This is a genomic window from Enterovibrio nigricans DSM 22720 (assembly GCF_900167155.1).
GTDB lineage: Bacteria > Pseudomonadota > Gammaproteobacteria > Enterobacterales > Vibrionaceae > Enterovibrio > Enterovibrio nigricans.
On the sequence record NZ_FUXU01000007.1, the window covers coordinates 1 to 18616 of the forward strand.

Annotated in this window: 20 protein-coding genes, 1 tRNA gene and 2 pseudogenes; 15 read left to right on the forward strand and 8 right to left on the reverse strand. The window is 45.2% G+C overall.

The genetic code is table 11. The annotated features are described in order from the left end of the window. A pseudogene (locus tag B5D35_RS04185) lies at positions 1–236 on the reverse strand (IS4 family transposase); the annotation flags it as partial. 106 nt (positions 237–342) lie between these two features. After that, the gene (locus B5D35_RS04190; RefSeq protein WP_078751341.1) at positions 343–780 is read right to left on the reverse strand and encodes a hypothetical protein; all 438 of its coding nucleotides are present in this window, start codon (positions 778–780) and stop codon (positions 343–345) included. 105 nt (positions 781–885) lie between these two features. On the opposite strand from B5D35_RS04190, the pseudogene B5D35_RS04195 reads away from it, so the two are divergent. From B5D35_RS04195 to B5D35_RS04205, 3 genes and pseudogenes are all read left to right on the forward strand, one after another. Then, positions 886–1314: pseudogene (locus B5D35_RS04195) on the forward strand (BRCT domain-containing protein); the annotation flags it as partial. A 531-nt stretch (positions 1315–1845) separates the two neighbouring features. Further along, positions 1846–2850 carry a porin gene (locus B5D35_RS04200; RefSeq protein WP_078751342.1) on the forward strand — a complete coding sequence of 335 codons (1005 nt, stop codon included), beginning with the start codon at positions 1846–1848 and terminating at the stop codon, positions 2848–2850. 69 nt (positions 2851–2919) lie between these two features. Continuing rightward, positions 2920–3654, forward strand: a complete 735-nt coding sequence (locus B5D35_RS04205; RefSeq protein WP_078751343.1) for a YccT family protein — start codon at positions 2920–2922, stop codon at positions 3652–3654. A gap of 62 nt (positions 3655–3716) precedes the next feature. Here B5D35_RS04205 and B5D35_RS04210 read toward each other — a convergent pair whose 3' ends face one another. Further along, on the reverse strand, positions 3717–3929 hold the full coding sequence (locus tag B5D35_RS04210; RefSeq protein ID WP_078751344.1) for a hypothetical protein: 213 nt from the start codon (positions 3927–3929) through the stop codon (positions 3717–3719). A gap of 253 nt (positions 3930–4182) precedes the next feature. Between B5D35_RS04210 and gltX the strand changes: the two genes are divergently transcribed. After that, a complete protein-coding gene (gltX, locus tag B5D35_RS04215; RefSeq protein ID WP_078751345.1) occupies positions 4183–5604 on the forward strand; it encodes a glutamate--tRNA ligase in 1422 nt (473 codons plus the stop codon). Positions 5605–6052: 448 nt separating this feature from the next. Further along, the gene (locus B5D35_RS04220; RefSeq protein ID WP_078751346.1) at positions 6053–7144 is read left to right on the forward strand and encodes a porin; all 1092 of its coding nucleotides are present in this window, start codon (positions 6053–6055) and stop codon (positions 7142–7144) included. Positions 7145–7684: 540 nt separating this feature from the next. Here B5D35_RS04220 and B5D35_RS04225 read toward each other — a convergent pair. Further along, positions 7685–7760 (reverse strand) — tRNA-Arg (locus B5D35_RS04225). Positions 7761–7831: 71 nt separating this feature from the next. After that, a complete protein-coding gene (locus tag B5D35_RS04230) occupies positions 7832–8965 on the reverse strand; it encodes a flagella assembly protein FlgT (protein ID WP_078751347.1) in 1134 nt (377 codons plus the stop codon). Between the two features lie 209 nt (positions 8966–9174). Between B5D35_RS04230 and B5D35_RS04235 the strand changes: the two genes are divergently transcribed. Further along, the gene (locus B5D35_RS04235; RefSeq protein ID WP_078751348.1) at positions 9175–9810 is read left to right on the forward strand and encodes a FlgO family outer membrane protein; all 636 of its coding nucleotides are present in this window, start codon (positions 9175–9177) and stop codon (positions 9808–9810) included. Positions 9811–9825: 15 nt separating this feature from the next. Beyond that, on the forward strand, positions 9826–10254 hold the full coding sequence (locus tag B5D35_RS04240) for an LPP20 family lipoprotein (protein WP_078751349.1): 429 nt from the start codon (positions 9826–9828) through the stop codon (positions 10252–10254). Positions 10255–10331: 77 nt separating this feature from the next. Here B5D35_RS04240 and B5D35_RS04245 read toward each other — a convergent pair whose 3' ends face one another. From B5D35_RS04245 to flgA, 3 genes are all read right to left on the reverse strand, one after another. Further along, positions 10332–10757 (reverse strand): flagella synthesis protein FlgN, encoded by a 426-nt coding sequence (locus B5D35_RS04245; RefSeq protein ID WP_078751350.1) that lies wholly within the window; start codon positions 10755–10757, stop codon positions 10332–10334. Between the two features lie 6 nt (positions 10758–10763). After that, positions 10764–11081 carry a flagellar biosynthesis anti-sigma factor FlgM gene (gene flgM, locus B5D35_RS04250; protein ID WP_078751351.1) on the reverse strand — a complete coding sequence of 106 codons (318 nt, stop codon included), beginning with the start codon at positions 11079–11081 and terminating at the stop codon, positions 10764–10766. Between the two features lie 86 nt (positions 11082–11167). Then, positions 11168–11866 (reverse strand): flagellar basal body P-ring formation chaperone FlgA, encoded by a 699-nt coding sequence (flgA, locus tag B5D35_RS04255; RefSeq protein ID WP_078751352.1) that lies wholly within the window; start codon positions 11864–11866, stop codon positions 11168–11170. Positions 11867–11995: 129 nt separating this feature from the next. Here flgA and B5D35_RS04260 point away from each other — a divergent pair, with 129 nt between their 5' ends. From B5D35_RS04260 to flgG, 8 genes are all read left to right on the forward strand, one after another. After that, a complete protein-coding gene (locus B5D35_RS04260; protein ID WP_078751353.1) occupies positions 11996–12931 on the forward strand; it encodes a chemotaxis protein CheV in 936 nt (311 codons plus the stop codon). 3 nt (positions 12932–12934) lie between these two features. After that, on the forward strand, positions 12935–13762 hold the full coding sequence (locus B5D35_RS04265; protein ID WP_078751354.1) for a CheR family methyltransferase: 828 nt from the start codon (positions 12935–12937) through the stop codon (positions 13760–13762). A gap of 199 nt (positions 13763–13961) precedes the next feature. Further along, the gene (gene flgB / locus B5D35_RS04270; RefSeq protein ID WP_078751355.1) at positions 13962–14360 is read left to right on the forward strand and encodes a flagellar basal body rod protein FlgB; all 399 of its coding nucleotides are present in this window, start codon (positions 13962–13964) and stop codon (positions 14358–14360) included. Continuing rightward, the gene (gene flgC, locus B5D35_RS04275) at positions 14360–14776 is read left to right on the forward strand and encodes a flagellar basal body rod protein FlgC (RefSeq protein WP_078751356.1); all 417 of its coding nucleotides are present in this window, start codon (positions 14360–14362) and stop codon (positions 14774–14776) included. Before flgB ends, flgC begins: the two co-directional genes overlap by 1 nt. A 27-nt stretch (positions 14777–14803) precedes the next feature. Further along, positions 14804–15547 (forward strand): flagellar hook assembly protein FlgD, encoded by a 744-nt coding sequence (locus B5D35_RS04280; protein WP_425291230.1) that lies wholly within the window; start codon positions 14804–14806, stop codon positions 15545–15547. 21 nt (positions 15548–15568) lie between these two features. After that, entirely contained in the window at positions 15569–16879 is a 1311-nt protein-coding gene (flgE, locus tag B5D35_RS04285) for a flagellar hook protein FlgE (RefSeq protein ID WP_078751358.1), read from the forward strand. A 181-nt stretch (positions 16880–17060) separates the two neighbouring features. Continuing rightward, on the forward strand, positions 17061–17810 hold the full coding sequence (locus B5D35_RS04290) for a flagellar basal body rod protein FlgF (RefSeq protein ID WP_078751359.1): 750 nt from the start codon (positions 17061–17063) through the stop codon (positions 17808–17810). Positions 17811–17826: 16 nt separating this feature from the next. Beyond that, positions 17827–18615, forward strand: a complete 789-nt coding sequence (gene flgG, locus B5D35_RS04295) for a flagellar basal-body rod protein FlgG (RefSeq protein ID WP_078751360.1) — start codon at positions 17827–17829, stop codon at positions 18613–18615. Position 18616 lies beyond the last annotated feature (1 nt).

Here is an 18616-nt window from a genome sequence, read left to right on the forward strand (position 1 = left end):
TTATAGATATCGTCTTTTTCACGATGCAATTGCGTATTGCCAAGCAAACGGTCGACACGCTTGATGGCATGTTTAGCGGTGGTAATGACGTTCAGAGAGCGGCCAAGTTTAGTGAGCGTAAGGTCCGCCCCATCGAGTGAGGATTGCGTCGCAAGTATCAGAGAGTGAAGCCGTTTTTTATGAATAGTGGGACACTGATTTTGTAGAGTATCTTGTAGAATTTGAATATCGCGCATCGTTCATCCCTTTTGGTGGAATGTGGTTTTTGGCGAAATTCATTAGATCAAAAGGGTCGGTGCGCGTCTTTCTCATTGTTTAGAAAAGGAATTTTGAGGGGATTCGCTAGGTTTCTAGTAACTGGATAATTTGTTTTCGAGGAATTGGTAGAGTTCCAGTAACAGCGACTTTCAAGTTTTTTAAGTCGAAGGTTTCTAAAATCTCATCAAGTGTAGCAACTTCAAACGACTCTTCATCAGGAAGGAATTGCTGGGGCGCCGTTGGGGGAGCTTTCTTTCCCAGCTTACCTAATTTCCACTCTAAAAGGCTTTGCTTTATATGATCTATATCCCCTAATTTCGACTCTTCTCCTTTGCTGGTGAAAATAGTCCAATCTGCTCCTATGTAGCATATGTTGCCATAACGAGTATCTATAGCCCTGATTGAGATGCCGTTTTTTGATAGCCCTAATGGAACCACATCCCGAGGGCCGCTGTTTGACCGAGGGTTATCTACTGTTAGGTAATCTCCTGGACTTATTCTCAACATATCAAAAACGTTCATCTGATATACCCTTTGATTTGACCATTTTGGGTCAGAACCTTGAAATAAAACATTGGATAAACAATACAATACTTCGTATTTCGGAACTTGAATCTTCTTCTCAAAGCGAACCACTTCTTTACCTTTGAGGCAATCCGAGAAGCAACAGAAGAACAGCTTATCGAGGTACAAGATGTAGGCGTTATCGTTGCGAAGCACGTTGCTTCTTTCTTCAGTGAGGCGCACAACGTAGAAGTTATTGATGCGCTATTAGCCTGCGGCATTCACTGGGCAGCAATCGAGCAAAAAGATGAGAACGAGCCTCAGCCGCTGGCGGGAAAAACCGTTGTGCTTACGGGGACGCTTTCGCAAATGCCAAGAAATGATGCAAAAGCAGCACTTCAAGCATTAGGCGCGAAAGTAACGGGTAGCGTTTCAGCAAAGACGGACTTATTGATTGCCGGTGAAGCCGCAGGTTCTAAACTGGCTAAAGCGCAGGAGCTGGGTATCGATATTTTGGATGAAGAAGGGATGATTGCACTCCTAAAACGATAGATTATCCATAGAGTTCTAAATAAAAGCGTCGACGTTAAGTCGGCGCTTTTTTACATCTATAGTAAGTGGTTTGCGAGCCATCTCTAATAATTCTCGATTAAAAATTAGATGCCTATATCGTCGTTATTTTGCGTATGGAAGATAGAGTTGTTTGATGTGATGACGATCTCACTCGCTATTTTTTTGAGATTTCCAATGCGATGTCGGCGTGCAACATTATGTTTTTTATGAATTTATGTTTTTATTTTTACATAAAAACATAAATTAGCGATCTCGATCACGAACAATAATGGAACTTTGCACCGAGTCATATTTTTTTAATAGCAAATAAAGTTCTCATTGATGTTTTTTTATGTAGAAGTAGGCTGGGACATGTCGATTGAGGGAGAGTTCAATCGGTTTTAATAAATATCTAAAGCAATGAAGTCTAAATTGTTTTGGAGTTTCGAATCATCGGGCATCGTTTTCGGCGGCCAACCATTAAAGCGGTGTACGAACATTCTGAAAAATCCCTTTTAGGAGTTATTTTCCATGGAAAAAATGTTTAAACGTTCAGTATTGGGTGCAGCTGTAGCTCTTGCAGCTGTTGCAGGTAGTGCAAACGCAGCTATCGAGCTTGCTGGCGAAAACGTAGTACTTTACGGACAAGCTGCTGGTGCAATCATCGCAACTGACCCACAAGGTGAAGGCAAAGATGGCGTAATCGCAACAGACATCGAGTCTCGTTTTGGTTTCCGCGGTCGTGTTGAATTTGATAACTTTGCACCTGATTTTGTATGGCAGATGGAAGCTGGCAACGCGAACAGCGACGGCGGTAGCCTTGGTCAGCGTGACACTTACCTAGGTTTTGATTTTGACGGCGTTGGTTCGTTCAAATACGGTCGTCAGTTGGTAGCAGCATACAATTATGTTGACTGGCCACACACTAACCCAGGTCTGGGTGACGTGTTTGATAACACTTGGGGTGCAGGTAATGACACTGGCGCTTCTTTCGAAGGCCGTGCTAACAACGTTCTGCGTTTCGATTCTGCTTCTTTCAGCGGCTTCAACTTCCAAGCAACTTTGAGCGGTATGGGTTCAACCACTGACGCGCTGGTAACCAGTGTTGCAGGTTCTTACTCTCAATCTCTGTTCAGCGTACACGCTGGTTACTACAGCCAAGACAAGTACAAGGCTGATGGTGTCGATGCAGGTGATGCGTCTTACTACATCGTTGGTGGTAGTGTGTTCTTGGGTGACCTGACTGTGACTGCGGGTTACAAAAAGCAAGACAATGGTCTGACAAATGTTGACCAAGCGACTTACTCGTTCACTGCTGCGTACAATGTTGCTGACAATGTATTCGTGAAAGCGGGTTACGCGAAAGCTGCTGAGACTACTGGCCAAGACAACGATGACGTAGCAATGACTGCACGTGTTGGCTACTTGCTACCAAGCGCTGTTCTGTACTTCGATGTGCGTGACTACGATGTTGATGGCGCAACGAAAACAGATGACGTGACCAAGTTCATCTTTGGTACAGAATACTACTTCTAAGCCTTAATGCAGATGTAGTACTATTGAAGCGAGTGTCTCCGGACGCTCGCTTTTTTCATGGAGGACTATATGAAACGTATTTTGAAATCACTGTTTATCTTTTTTGGGTTCTTGCCATTGTTTGCACATGCTGCTGTAGATGTGAAACTGAGTACTGATGTTGAAGCTATAGTTGTAAATGGTGAGGAATTGCCACTTTCAGTGATGAGTAAAACACGTTTCTCTTTACCAAACGGCGTGAATCAAATTGTTGTTCGTGTATCTAAACTTGTTCAAACGGGTGGGTCAGAGTGGGACAAGTTCAAATCGGATCCTCTCGTACTTACATTTAATGTTAGTGATACTTCACTGGAAATCCGTCCGACGAAAAAAATCGCTGCTGAAAGAGAAATTGGCGATTTTAAAAAGAACCCTTCATTTGTGCTTTTAGCTAGTAACGGCAAAGAAATTCAAGCTAACCATATGCTTTTGCCTAAAGGCAAAGGATTGTTGCGCGATTATCAAGATGATATCGATGCGTTTAACAGAGCACACGGTATCGAGTTTAAAAAAGCGGAAGATGTGGAAGTGGTAACCAAGCCATTAGCCATTCCAACGAATGCTTCGTCTGTGGCAGTGCCTGTGGCTGTTACGCCGGAAGTGACGATAAGCCCTGTTAAAGCCGTCCTGTCGGTACCAGCAACTGAAAAAGTTAAAGTATCTTCTGGCAACTCAATGATTCTTATGCAGGCAGATTTTTTGCGAATGAGTATCGAAGAGCAACAGCAGTTTCTTCAATGGGCGGTAGAAAACGTTCGCTCATAACGTGTTAGAAAATAAAGGGCTCCAATTTTTGAAGCCCTTTATTTTGCGTTAATTTTATCCATTTACCACTGTTGCCCTACGTTGGGATCAAACGTACCGCCGTTGAATTTACAAATCATGCTTGGAATATAGTCTTTTGTACCGTTTGGGTAGTCACACATAACTAATGGACCCGCTTGCGTTGCACTGCCACTGTTGTTTCCATCTGCATTTGCAGAAAAGCTTATAACGGACGCGAAACTTACTGCTGCCACTAAAGCGATTAGCTTTTTCATCGTAACTCTCCTAGCTGTTTGTTATATGTTTCACGAATATGTTAGGACTTTTTTACAATTCTCGATGAAAAATAAGATTTAGATCCTAATTATGATACCAATCACCGGGTACTTTCAGGGGGGGTATCCAGCGTCTTGCTGCACCTCGAAAGCCATTGAATGATTGTTCAACGCCTCGTCAACGCATACAATACCCCCTTTCTCGGAGCTCAATCCGTGTCCTTAGAACTTTGCTGAACGTTATAGGATTAACATGACAGTTAAAACACGTTTTGCACCAAGCCCAACTGGCTTCTTGCATGTAGGTGGTGCCCGCACGGCACTGTATTCTAGGCTATACGCTAAACACACTGGCGGTGAATTTGTACTTCGAATTGAAGATACGGATATAGAACGCTCTACCCAAGAAGCTATTGATGCAATCATCGAGGGTATGGAGTGGCTTGGCCTGGATTGGGATGAAGGTCCTTACTACCAGACTAAGCGCTTTGACCGTTACAACGAAGTTGTTGACCAGCTTTTGGCGGAAGATAAAGCGTACAAATGTTACGCACCAAAAGAACTGCTCGACGAAATTCGTGAAGAGCAAATGGCGATGGGCGTTAAGCCTCGTTATGATGCAAATCATCCACGCATTATTGAAGCTAACAGCAACGTAGCAGAAGATGCACCGTTCTGTATTCGCTTCCGCAATCCGAAAGAAGGCTCTGTTGTTTTCAATGACTATGTGCGTGGTTGCATCGAATTTTCAAACAGCGAACTGGATGATTTGATCATTCGCCGTACGGACGGTAGCCCAACGTATAATTTCTGTGTGGTTATCGATGATATCGACATGGGTATTACCCAGGTTGTTCGCGGTGAAGACCATATCAATAATACACCTCGCCAGATCAACATCTACAAAGCATTAGGCGCAAACACTCCTGAATTTGCACACTGTTCAATGATCTTGGGTGACGATGGTGCAAAACTGTCTAAGCGCCATGGCGCAGTCAGTGTGATGCAATATCGTGATGAGGGCTATTTACCACAGGCGCTATTGAACTACTTAGTGCGCTTGGGTTGGTCCCATGGCGATCAGGAAATTTTCTCGATGGAAGAAATGATTGATTTGTTCCGTCTAGAATCAATTTCAAAATCTGCGTCCGCATTTAATACTGACAAGTTGCTTTGGCTGAACAACCATTACATCAAGACGGCTGAGCCAGAATATGTGGCAAAGTATCTCCAGTGGCATATGAATGCAAAAGAGATTTCACTCGACAATGGTCCTGCGCTTACCGAAGTGATCAAACTCGTTGGTGAACGTTGCAACACCTTGGTTGAACTTGCAGAACAAAGCCGTTACTTCTATCTAGACTTTGAAGAGTTCGAAGCAGGTGCAGCGAAGAAGCATCTTCGTCCTGTCGCGAAAGAAGCACTTGAACTGGCCAAAGCAAAAGTAGAAGCGGTTGAAGAATGGTCCACAGAAAATCTTCACACTGTCATTGCTGATGTTTGTGCTGAGCTTGAGCTTGGTATGGGTAAGGTTGGTATGCCGCTGCGCGTAGCGATTACTGGTCAAGGTCAGTCACCTTCCGTTGATGCAGTGATGCAACTTGTGGGCAAAGAACGTGTCATCAAGCGTATCGAACTTGCTCTCGACTATATTGCGAAACGCGAAGCGCAATAAGTAAAACCACATTGTGACTAAGCCCCGATATCGTTCGGGGTTTTTTTGCTCTATTGTCCCTAATTGAATAACCAATCAATAATAAACTGCGATTTACTTCACTATCCTGCCTCCCTAATTACCTCGGATTGGCTTTTGTGTTTTTTGTATTGTCATTTAATCGTGAGGTGTATCACTCGTGTGATGATAAATATGATATTTAGAACATTTTTTTGTATTTGATGGGTTATAACTGATTGTATTTAAAGGGTTAATAATATTTTAGATGCTAATTTTGAACTAATTCAAACTTCGTTCAGTTGTGGATTTTTTTTTTATCGATACGAATTAAGCTGCACAGCGTTGATAGTTTAAATCAATACAAAAACACCGATGTCGTTTGCTTTCGGCGGCCAACTTAAAGCAAGCGAAACTCTCTATCGGTTTAAACATTTTTAAGGAGTTTTCCATGGACAAGACTTTTAGACGTTCTCTTCTAGGCGCAGCAGTAGCAATGGCTGCTGTGTCTGGTTCTGCTAATGCAGCAATCGAGCTGGCTGGCGAAGCGGTACAAATTTACGGACAAGCGGCAGCTTCTTACCAATTCTGGGACCCAGCTGGCACCGGTAAAGAGCAGAGTGCTGGTGTTGAAGTTGAATCACGTATCGGCTTCCGTGGCGTAGTTGAGTTTGACAACTTTGCTCCAAACTTCGTATGGCAAATCGAATCTGGTAACGCGAACAACCGTGACAGCGGTACTGACCCTTGGAACAAATACCACGGTATCCTAGGCGGCCGTGACACTTACGTAGGTTTCCAATTTGAAGATGTAGGTACAGTTACTTTTGGTCGTCGCACTATCGCTGTATACGACTATGTTGACTGGCCACACACTAACCCAGGTCTAGGTAACGTATTCGATTGGAACAATGCTATCGGTGCTGACTACGAAACACGTGCAGACAACGTATTGCGTTTTGACTCGGCAAACTTTGGTGGTTTCAACTTCCAAGCAACCTTAAGCGGCATGGGTGCAGACACTGAGCAAGCAGTTGTTTCTGTTGCTGGTTCTTATACTGGTAGCAACTTCAGCGTCCACGGTGGTCACTATGCTCAAGGTGGTTGGACTGAGACTACTGAAGACTCTTACAAGTTTGATACAGAAACTGGTGAAAAAGAGTTGGTTGAAGGCGAAACAGCCAAAAAAGGTGACGTTAGTTACAGCTTGATCGGTGGTAGCGTATGGTTCGGTAAAGCAACCTTTACTGCTGGCTATAAGATGATGGATAACGATCGTGACAACACGTCTCAAAACGCGCTGTCTGTGACTGCAGCTTACTGGTTGAACGACCAATGGTTGGCGAAAGTAGGTTACGCACAATCAATGGATTCTAACGCTAGCGATAAAGATGACACCTCAACTGCGATGAGCGCACGTCTGCTGTACTCTCTGCCAAGCATGGTTATCTACTTCGACGCTCGTAACTACGAAATGTTGAACGACAAAGACCACGCTGACAGCGGTACACGCTTCATGCTGGGTACAGAGTACTACTTCTAATCTTTATTTAGATAAAAGTGACTCAAACAGAAGCGAGCCCTTAGGGCTCGCTTTTTCTTTTGCGTGAAACAAAAAATTATACGCATCAATGAAGCGAGAACACTGTGTGCATTAACAAACGGTTACCACTGGTTACCCCAATTTCGAACGAAAGTTCCACCGTTGTGAGAGCAAATAACGGAAGGGATGTAATTCGTGGAGCCGTCTGAGTAAGTGCATACTACCAATGGACCTGATTGCGTTACCATTTCCATCAGCATTGGCGCTAAATCCAATAAGAGACAGCAAGCATATTATTGCTGCAGATGACACATACCTTTTCATTGAACCTCTCCTAACTGTTTATTTTGTTTGGTGCACAATTAGATTAGGAAACCTTTACATTTTTTGTCGTGAAATAAGATCTACATCTCATAATTGAGGTGATTTACGGTTTGTTTCAAGGATTGCTATTGTAGGCAAGGCAAGAGGCTTAGGGGGAGAAGTGCTTGTGATGTTTTTAGCTCGATGAATGAGAGTGATTTAATACTTGTAAAAATATGGCGCTCCCACAGGGACTCGAACCCCGATCGATCGCTTAGGAGGCGACTGCTCTATCCTGTTGAGCTATGGGAGCAAAGGATGTTTTTGTAACACCCAGATGCTTAGTATACCGAATGAATAGAATAGGTTAAGAATAAAGTGACGTTATTGTGTTCCTTTGGTTGTTAAATCACCAATTTGAATGCTGGAGGCGAGTTCAACGGGTGCAACAGTAAACTCCGCAGAGCTTTCGTAAACACGACTTACTGTCAGCAACATCTCGCTTTTTTTCAATTGAGTGCGTAAAACACCAAATTGGTCAGTAAACGAAGCGTTATGCCATAGCGACAGTTCATCTCCGTGCTTCACGCCATGAATGCGCCCTGCATTGATCTGACCCTGTTGACCGTTGATAGAGATTATTTCAGGGGTCGACGCGCGGCAAGACAGGTTGCTTTCTAGGTCTAGAAGGATATTTCTACTTACACGTTGCGCCATTTCACCGTAGGGCGAGGTCCAAAAACGTGCGGTTTTTGTATCCACTTTACTGTGACGTTCAAAAGGCCAGGCGGCAATGTCTCGATAGCTGTTTTGATAGATAACCTCACCAGACTTTCCATCAATCACATCGACGGATAGCGCAAGCTGTCTATTAGTTTCGTCATCTTTGAATCGTTTTTCATCGATTGTTGCACTCATGTCAGTGATTGATCCAACCAGAACAAATTGTGCACCGGCATCTTCTGCAATCATTGTCGCAACTTCTGGAGAAGAGGGGGATACATGGTGTGGAGTGATCCCTTGTGCAACAAAGCTTTGTGCTTGGGTTTCAAATTGGCGTTGTAAGAGCACCGTAAAATCATCACCAAATTGAAAAACGCCACCAAGAGCAGCATGCTGAGGAGAGACAATATCAAATCGGCTCATCAGCAACCCTTTTTTGTATTGATTTATGTGGCAAGCTTTTGCCGAAGGGTAAATATCGATACGGGCAGTCAATTTCATGACGCCGCCTCTTTCTTTTGTGTCGATGATCTGAATATGCCTGATCTCGTTACCACTGAATTGATAATCGGTGCGCGGCGTTTTTAGGTAAGGGCGAATGTCTGCCAGACCGCCAATATCAGCCCCTGAGTATTTTAGTGCTTGAAAAATTGCATCTTCTAAAGCTCTATCTCTCGCTTGTTCTGCATTTTTTAAAACGGTGCTTGTTCCCGTCACCTCATACCACGCAGCCTGCGTCGACGTTGCTGCCAGCAGCAATCCTGTTGCGAGAGGGGTAAGAAATCTTTTACTCATAAGGCCCGTTTCCAATAATAGGTATAAAAATTGCTAGACCGATATACATCGCATAGAAAGCGGCAACGTGGTTAGCAGATACGGCAATTGTATGACCATGCTGATGCAAATAATGTTCCTAAAATTTGGAAAGATAAAGGTCTGATTAGGCGTTTGATTTTATAATGCTCGACCTAAATGACTGTGAACGTGCCCGGAGCCAGACAATAATGAAAAACTGGATAGTTATATTAATGAGTCTAGTAACCGCTTCCTGCGCTTATAACCCAATTTATAACGGCAAGGAGCCGTATTCGGGAAGCCAGTTTCTGTTGCAGCAAACACCTCGGCACACGCTAGATTATTTTCTTGATGGTCTTGCCGACGAACTGCTTGAAACCAACAACTACTTAACAGCACGAACCCCCATGGCCGTTGTGTCCTTCGTTGATGTTGAAGAGATGGATGAAACCAATTGGTTAGGCAATACAGTCACAGAAGGCATGATCTACCAGATGCAGCGTCGCGGATTCACTGTCATCGATTTTAAAAATACAGGTTCGATTCGCGTGACGAAGGAAGGGGACTTTACCCTCAGCCGCGATTGGAAAGAACTGCACCCAGAGCAGCAAATTGACTACGTACTGACTGGCACCATGCTCCGCCAAGGCGGTGGTGTGCTTGTCAATGCGCGTATAGTGGGCATGCGATCTCGCGTTGTTGTCGCTTCATCGCAAGGATTTTTGCCAGCGGACAGAATTGGCCGCGACATTGACACGCTAAGAAAAGTACGCATTGAAGATGGCGTTATCATTCGTGGTGACAAGCGCAAGCATTCGCTAGAGACGGTCATCCTTAAACCTTAATAGAACGGAGTTAACATGAAAATTTGGCTAACAACTGCATTGTTATTGGTGCTTACCGCTTGCCAGCCACTGATAACTATCCGTTCTGATGAATTGCTTACAGCTGTTGGGACCGCATCAATTAGTGCCCAGCGTGGAGACACGCAAGAAGAGAAACAATTTCGCGCTATGCGCGCATCAAAACTTGAAGCGTACAAAGAGCTGTCTGAGCAAGTGTATGGTATTCGTGTTAGTGGTTTGACAGAAGTTGATGACCAAAGCCTTGGCAATGACAGAACGCATGGTGCCTCTGACGGTATTATTCGTGCGGCCGAAGTGGTTTCAAGTTACAAAGTAGGTGACAGTTATGTGACTGAAATGGAGCTTAACCTGCGTAAAATGAATAAGATGAAAGAATATGGTGAATCCCACAACGTGCCATCAGACACCTCAATCATCTTCTAGTACCATTTGAACAGTGTCAAAAGTACCAACAAAAAAGCTGCCAATTTGGCAGCTTTTCGTTTTGTTTGGGGTCTCAATCAGGCTTTTACGTTAGTGCCGAGGGTTCGACTTCCGGATGCCTGTCCGTCGCTGTCATAGGTAAGTTCATTCTTACCTGCCGCTTCCTGGAAGAGGTTACGAAGTTTGTGCATGCTGAGGTGGGCGCGTTGAAGAGCGACACCATTACTGTCATTTAGAGAATGGCACTGTTCGAGCGTTTGTTTGATTTTATTTATTTGCTCTTTTACGTCATTCGTTGGCGATGCCAATTCACTGCACCGAGCCAGCTGCGCATCAGTGAGCTGGATGCGTTGAATGGTCGAAAGCTTTTTCTTCGCGCAGGATTCGATATTCGCAGCTTTGCGCGTTGCGATTGCCGTCGTTTCGCTTTCCATTACTTCCAGCAGCTCCATCACGTTCTCGGATTGAGCTTGAAGCAGTTGTTCAAACGTTGGCGTAAACATCAATAATTACTTAAGTCCACGAAGTTCATCTTCGTGTTTGAGTATGTTAGATGCCAAGCGATCAGCATCAACTTTATAAGAGCCATTCGCGATAGCTTCTTTGATCGCGGCAACTTTTGCGCTATCAAAATGTGCTTCACTGGCCATTTGTTGATTCATCGCGCCAATAGCACGACTTTGATCACTTAAAGAAAATGCATCACCACGGTGATTACGCACTTCGCCTGAACCGTTTGATTCAACGGGTGTATTTTGTGATTTGCTTTGGTTGCTTCTGCTCGTGTTTAACGGCTGACCAGAACGCAAATGATCGATACTTGCCATAACTAAGCCTTAATATCTGTCCGAACCTTCTGTTGCTCACAGTATCGGCAGCACATATGTGAACTTTAGCACTAAATTTCACTAAATCAGAATTTCACGTCTACACGTCCAACTGCTGTGATTGTAGCATCTACGATTCGGTTGGATTTACTGTTGCGAACCTTAATTTGCTCACCGAGAGCACCGTCACTCAATGCACTGCCTTTTGTAATGATATTCAATCCTGAACCTGAAGCCGTAATAATGACTTCATCATTGCGGCAGACCATACAAATATCGTTTCCCTGAACGGGCTCACCCATACCGACATTTCGCTTGATTCGGGATCCAACAATGATATCGGCATTCGTGTAGGTTTGCCCTCGTTGAAAACGCGCTTCGACCAATTGAATAATCAAATCATCGTTCGTCAGCGTGACACCACGATCGAGCGGTCTTTTGGCCACAATGATCGGTGTGAGCAATTTAATTTGGACCGGAACGTAGACCTGCCAATCATCTTCTTCACAGCGAATCATAACTGTTACGCTTTTGTTGAGAGACTGGCGCCCAGGAACCGTTGTTCTTAAGTCTGAAGGGCAGTTTGATAGCACGAGGCGGGAATCTAAATGGCCCGCCTGAACCTCGAGTTTCCCCTGTTCTGGCGCGGTAATCAGCGTTTCGACGAAACTTTCGGCAGCATCTTTTACTGCTTGGAGTTGATTTGCTGGAGCAGCGGCTATAATTGAGCTAAAGCCACTGACAAGTGTGCCGATAATGAAGCAAGCTAATCTTTGATAACACATAAGTCACAGAATGGTTAGTGAAAGTTAATATAGCTGCAGTGTTCTATCAATTCGCATGCCAGAATAGCGACTTGCGCAAATGTTTGCTGCAATACGATAACAAAAACAGGGCAATATGGAGTTTATCTTATGTCTGGGATTCTTGATACGGTCAATCAGCGTACGCAACTTGTCGGCCAAAACCGTCTAGAGCTATTGACCTTTCGTTTGATGCGTAGGCAACGCTACGGCATCAACGTGTTTAAAGTAAAGGAAGTGCTCCAGTGTCCAAAGCTGACCTCCATGCCCAACTTGCACCCACTTGTAAAGGGGGTTGCTCATATTCGTGGTCAGACAGTGTCTGTTATCGACATGAGTTTGGCGACAGGCGGAATGCCGATTAATGACCCTGAAAATCGCTTCATCATCATTTCTGAATTTAACCGTTCCACACAAGGTTTTTTGGTGGGGTCGGTAGAGCGCATTGTGAATATGCACTGGGAAGCCATTTTACCGCCACCAGAAGGCACGGGCAGTTCAAACTATTTGACGGCGGTGACGGAGATTGACGGCGAGCTGGTTGAAATTCTTGATGTGGAAAAGATTCTTAACGAAATCTCGCCAGTTAATGAAGAGATCAGTGAAGAAGTGTTGGCGCAAAAACCTGTGGTGGAAGAAGGCAGTTCGGCACCTAATGTCGTGTTGGTTGCTGATGACTCCAGTGTCGCCCGTCGACAGGTCAAACGTGCTGTTGAAACGATCGGCTACGACGTTATTCTTGCGTACGATGGTCGTGATGCATTGAACAAGCTTCAAGAGATGGTGGCAGAAGGCGATATTTACGACAGACTTGCGTTGGTGATTTCAGATATCGAAATGCCAGAAATGGATGGTTACACCTTAACCACTGAAATCAAAAAGGATGCGAATCTCAAAGATCTTCATGTAGTATTACACTCATCCCTCAGTGGGGTATTCAATGAAGCGATGGTTCAGCGTGTAGGTGCTGATGCATTTATTCCGAAATTCGATCCTGATGAATTGAGCGCAGCAGTCATCAAAGCGGTACAAGGCCAAGAAAGCTAATCAATGACAAATATAGCCATAACAGATCAAGAATATCGCGACTTTTGTAAGTATCTGGAAGCGAAGTGTGGAATCGTTCTTGGCGATAGCAAGCAATATCTCGTTAGAAGCCGGTTAAGCCCGTTGTTGACGCGGTTCAGTCTGTCATCTATGACTGAGCTGTTTCAACTTGTATTGTCTAATCGCAACCGAGATTTGGCGGTTGCGGCTATTGATGCAATGACGACAAATGAAACCTTGTGGTTTAGAGACGGGTACCCGTTTGAAGTCTTAGCGAATCGACTTCTCCCTGAATTGGCTGAGTCAAAGCGCCCTATTAAGATCTGGTCTGCAGCGAGCTCTTCTGGTCAAGAACCGTACTCAATGGCTATGACGATTCAAGAAGTTCATACCAAAAAGCCGGGAATGCTAGGGAATGTCTCGATTACGGCGACTGATATTTCGTCGACCATGCTCGAAAATTGCCGTGCAGGTGTGTATGACAATTTGGCATTAAGCCGTGGTTTGTCTCCAGAGCGCAAAAGACAGTTCTTTGAAGATGTCGGTGATGGCCGGATGAAAATCAAAGATCCTCTCAAACGCATGGTGACATTCAAGCCTCAGAATTTGATGGACAGCTATGGCATGTTGGGTAAGTTCGACATTATTTTTTGTCGCAACGTGTTGATTTATTTCTCACCAGAGATGAAGTCGAAAGTCCTCAATCAGATGGCTGGTAGCCTTAATCCCGGTGGTTACTTGTTGCTTGGCGCGTCAGAGTCATTGACGGGTTTGACAGATCGCTTTGAAATGATCCGTTGTAATCCAGGCATCATATACAAACTGAAATAAACACCATCGTGATGAGAAAAAGCGGCACAGAAGTTGCTGCTTTTTTTATGTTTGTACCTTTCTGTAAGCGTGATGATGGTTCGTCTGTTTGCTATGAAAATGAGTAATTACATTGGCATACGATTGAAATGTGGCATGCTTGATAAAGTTGGCATCTATATTGCAAATTCTGAGTTAGTGAATTTTAGGAGGTTGCCAGATGGCGATATCGTTCGACAAAGCATTGGGTGTACACCAACACACTGTTGGCGTACGTTCACAGCGCGCTGAGACCTTGGCGAGTAACTTAGCCAATGCCAACACGCCAGGGTATAAAGCCCAAGATGTTGACTTCGAGCGTGCGCTTCAAGCGGCAACTTCAGGGGCAAAAATTGGCCTTAGCAGAACCGATGGGCGGCACATAGATGCCTCCTCACAGGTGAATGGCCAGAAAATGTATCGTATCCCCAACCAGCCAGATACCGGCGATGGCAATACTGTTGATGCGCAAGTGGAGCGTAACCTGTTCATGCAAAACGCCCTTGAGTATCAGGCATCATTAGATTTTCTGGGTTCTAAGTTCAAGAACTTGTCCAAAGCTTTGAAAGGGGGTAACTGATGAGTCTGTTTAACGTCTTTAATGTTACTGGTTCTGCCATGAGTGCTGAGTCAGTAAGACTCAACACCACATCCAGTAACTTGGCGAACGCGAATTCCGTCAGTAGCTCAGCGGCTGAAACGTATAAAGCGCGCCACCCTGTCTTTGCTGCTGAGTTAAATAAAGCAACGTCACAAAACGGTTCAAGTGTACCGGTTCGCGTGGCGGGTATTGTTGAAAGCCAAAAGCCACTGCGTGCGGAGTACAACCCCGAACACCCAATGGCGAATGCTGAAGGTTATATCTTCAAACCGAATGTCAACGTGATGGAAGAGATGGCTAACATGATTTCAGCCTCCCGTTCCTATCAAACCAACGTAGAAGTGGCAGAAGCGAGCAAGCAGATGCTCATGCGCACGCTACAAATGGGCGAGTAAAGGTAGGAGACCGGCGTTATGAATCCTATAGATGGAGCGGGTGGCGTAGGTAGCGGAAGCTACATGGACCAGCTCAAAGCGTTACAAGAAAAACAACGCACAGAACGCGGTGATACCGGGGAGAAAGTGACGGGACAGGTTGACCTGAACCAAGAAGACTTTCTGTCATTGCTCACCAAGCAGTTAGCGAACCAGGACCCTTTTAAACCCGTAGATAACGAGCAGATGATTGCGCAGATGGCCTCGTTTGCAACGGTTGACGGCATTGGAAAGATGAATGAGCAATTTGGCTCTTTGAATGCAGCGATGACGTCCAGTCAGGCACTTCAGGCATCGTCACTCGTGGGTCAAGATGTGCTAGTACCTGGCAATGAAGGGTTTAAATCTGCCATGGGTGGCGTTGCCGCGATGGCGAAGTTACCTCAAGCTTTGAATGACGTTGTTGTCCGAGTTCAAAATGATCGCGGTGAGTTGCTACGTACCTTCAGTCTTGGTGCAAAGTCTCCCGGTGATCATCGCGTTGAGTGGGACGGAAAAGACGACAATGGCAACCTTCTGCCGGAAGGCACTTACTCAATGAACGTAAGCGGCAATGTAAACGGTAAATCCCAGGACTTTGAACTGTCGACGTATGCAAATGTAAACAGTGTTCTTCTTGGGAATGGTGACGGAAATGTGATGCTGAATATCGCGGGCTACACGTCGCCAATCAAGCTGTCTGAAGTGCTTGAAGTCGGCAAAGCCAACATTGGCGATGTAAGCCAGAGCTAAAAAGATTAAGGAGTTCCAGCAATGTCATCATTAAATATCGCATTGAGCGGCCTAGCTGCCGCTCAAAAAGACATGAACACCACCAGTAACAACATTGCGAACGCCAACACTTTTGGTTTTAAAGAGTCGCGAGCAGAATTCGGTGATGTCTATTCAGCATCGATTTTTTCCAACGCGAAAACCACAACAGGTAGTGGTGTGCAAACGTCCATTGTGGCGCAGCAATTCCATGAAGGCTCCAGTATCTATACCAATAACCCTCTTGATTTACGTATCAGTGGTAACGGTTACTTTGCTGTAGCAAACGACAACCTGGCGACACAAAATAATGCATTGACGCGAAACGGTGCATTCCATCTTGATAAGAACAACAATATTGTTAACTCTGAAGGTCAATTCCTTCTGGGTTACAACGTTGACACAGAGACACTTCAAGTCGGTTCGTTTGAACCTAAAGCGTTGAATGTGCCAGATCAGTTTGGTCAGCCTCGCGCGTCTGAGAACATAGACATAGGTCTGAACCTGCCTGCAGGTGGTGCTGAAAAAGACCCTGCGCTGTTTAATCCAGAAGACCCTGACACCTATAACAAAGCAACGTCAGCGACCATTTTTGACTCACTGGGTCAGCCATACAAACTGACGACTTACTATGTTAAAGACAACGTGACGCCAAACAAGTGGGCGGTCTACTACACGGCGACCGATCCAACTGGCGAGAAACCATTGAGCCTGACTGGCGGTGAATTTACCAATGCTACAGGCCAAGTAGGTCATGCTGTTGAGTTTAATTCTGATGGCTCCGTCAATTCAGTGAATGGTGGAGCACCTATCCAGACTGTCGAGTTCGGCCCGAATGGCGCGGGATTGGAAATGAACGGTGCTGATGGTTCGCAGGCCCTGACTATCAACTTTGAAGAGCCTACGCAATATGCTTCACCGTTTGAAATGCGCAAGTTTGCGGAAGATGGTGCAACAACGGGTTATTTGGCAAAAGTTGATATCGACTCGAAAGGCACCATCATGGCGACCTACAGTAACGGTGAAAACGTCGCACTTGGACGCGTCGCTATGGTACGTGTTTCCAACCAACAGGGCTTATCTCAAGCAGGTAATACTCAATGGAAAGTAACGCAGAACTCTGGCGAAGCGGTTTGGGGTGAAGCGATGCAGGGTGCTTTTGGTAAGGTAAAAAGCGGTACCATTGAGCAATCTAACATTGATATGACTCAAGAGCTGGTTGACCTTATTACTGCACAGCGCAACTTCCAAGCTAACTCGCGTTCATTGGAAGTAGGTAACCAGATGCAACAGACGATTCTTCAGATTCGTTAATTTCTGTGCATTCCGCTTTCATTGCCGCTCATCTTTTGGGCGGCAATTCATTTCCCAATCTGATTCTCACCTCTCTGCTATGATTGCTCATCTATTGAGCTAACTCTCTGTTAAATCAAAATTTAGCCAATTGGCATTCTTCTTGCTTAATACTTAGCATAAGCGACAGGAGAACGTCTTAATGGATCGCGCATTATTTCTCGCCATGAGTGGCGCAAAGCAAGATATGCAAGCCTTGCAATTACGAGCTAACAACTTGGCTAACGTAAGTACCACGGGCTTTCGTGCTGATTTAGAGCAAGCCAGAGCCATGCAGGCCTACGGTGAAGGTTTGCCGACGCGCGTGTTCAATATGACTGAACGCCCAGGGCATAGCTTTGCACAAGGTTCGACCATTACTACAGGTCGAGAGCTGGACGTTGCCGTGAAAAGTGACGGTTGGTTGGCGGTTTTAGACGGGACAGGCCAAGAAGGCTATACCCGTGTTGGTAATTTGAAAGTCGATCAGACAGGTTTACTGCAAAACGGCCACGGTCATTTGATCTTGGGCGAAGGTGGCGCACCAATTTTCCTGCCTCTTCCTGTTTCGAAAATTGAAATTGGTACGGACGGCACTGTCTCCGTGTTGCCACAAGGCGCTCCACCCGATGCGATGGAAGAAATAGATCGCATCAAATTGGTTCGCCCAAACAACCAAGATTTATTTAAAGATAAGAACGGTGTGTTTAAACCGATTAACCCTGGGACTGCCTATGAGGCAGATGCAGGTGTCACCCTTCTTACTGGCGCACTTGAAGGCAGTAACGTGAATGCAATTGGCGAAATGACAGGCCTGATTGATCTGCAGCGTCACTTCGAAATGCAAGTCAAACTAATGAAAACCGCAGAAGAGATGGATCAAGCATCCAGTTCTCTGCTGCGTATGGGTTAATTAAGAGGGATTAATCATGCATCCAGCTTTGTGGGTAAGTAAAACCGGCCTTGATGCCCAGCAAACCAATATTTCGACCATCTCGAACAACCTTGCGAATGCTTCCACGGTGGGCTTTAAGAAATCGCGTGCGGTATTTGAAGATTTGTTTTATCAAAACATCAACCAGCCGGGTGGTCAGTCATCGCAAAACACAGAATTGCCAAGTGGCTTGATGCTAGGTGCTGGTTCTAAAGTGGTTGCGACGCAACGCGTTCATACCAACGGTAACGCTCAGACGACTAATAATGCACTCGATCTGATGATCGAAGGCGACGGTTTTTTCCAAGTGTTATTGCCGGACGGAAATATTGGTTATCAGCGTAATGGTCAGTTCACACTGAATGATGAAGGTGTGCTTGTGACGACGGGCGCGGGTTATCCGGTTGAACCTGAAATTGTCGTGCCGCCTGATGCTATTCAAGTCACCATAGGTACGGATGGTGAAGTGTCCGCGCGCCTTCGTGGTCAGACAGCAAACGCTATCTTGGGTCAGCTTACGACCGTCGATTTTATTAACCCAGGTGGCCTTGAGCCTATCGGGCAGAACCTTTATTTACCAACTGGTGCAAGCGGTGACCCGCAAGAAGGTGTGCCAGGTCTTGATGGTTTGGGAAGTATTCGTCAATCAATGCTGGAAACCTCCAACGTTAACGTAACAGAAGAGCTGGTTAACATGATTGAAGCGCAGCGAGTTTACGAAATGAACTCCAAAGTGATTTCGTCTGTCGATCAGATGTTGAGTTACGTGAACCAAAACCTATAAG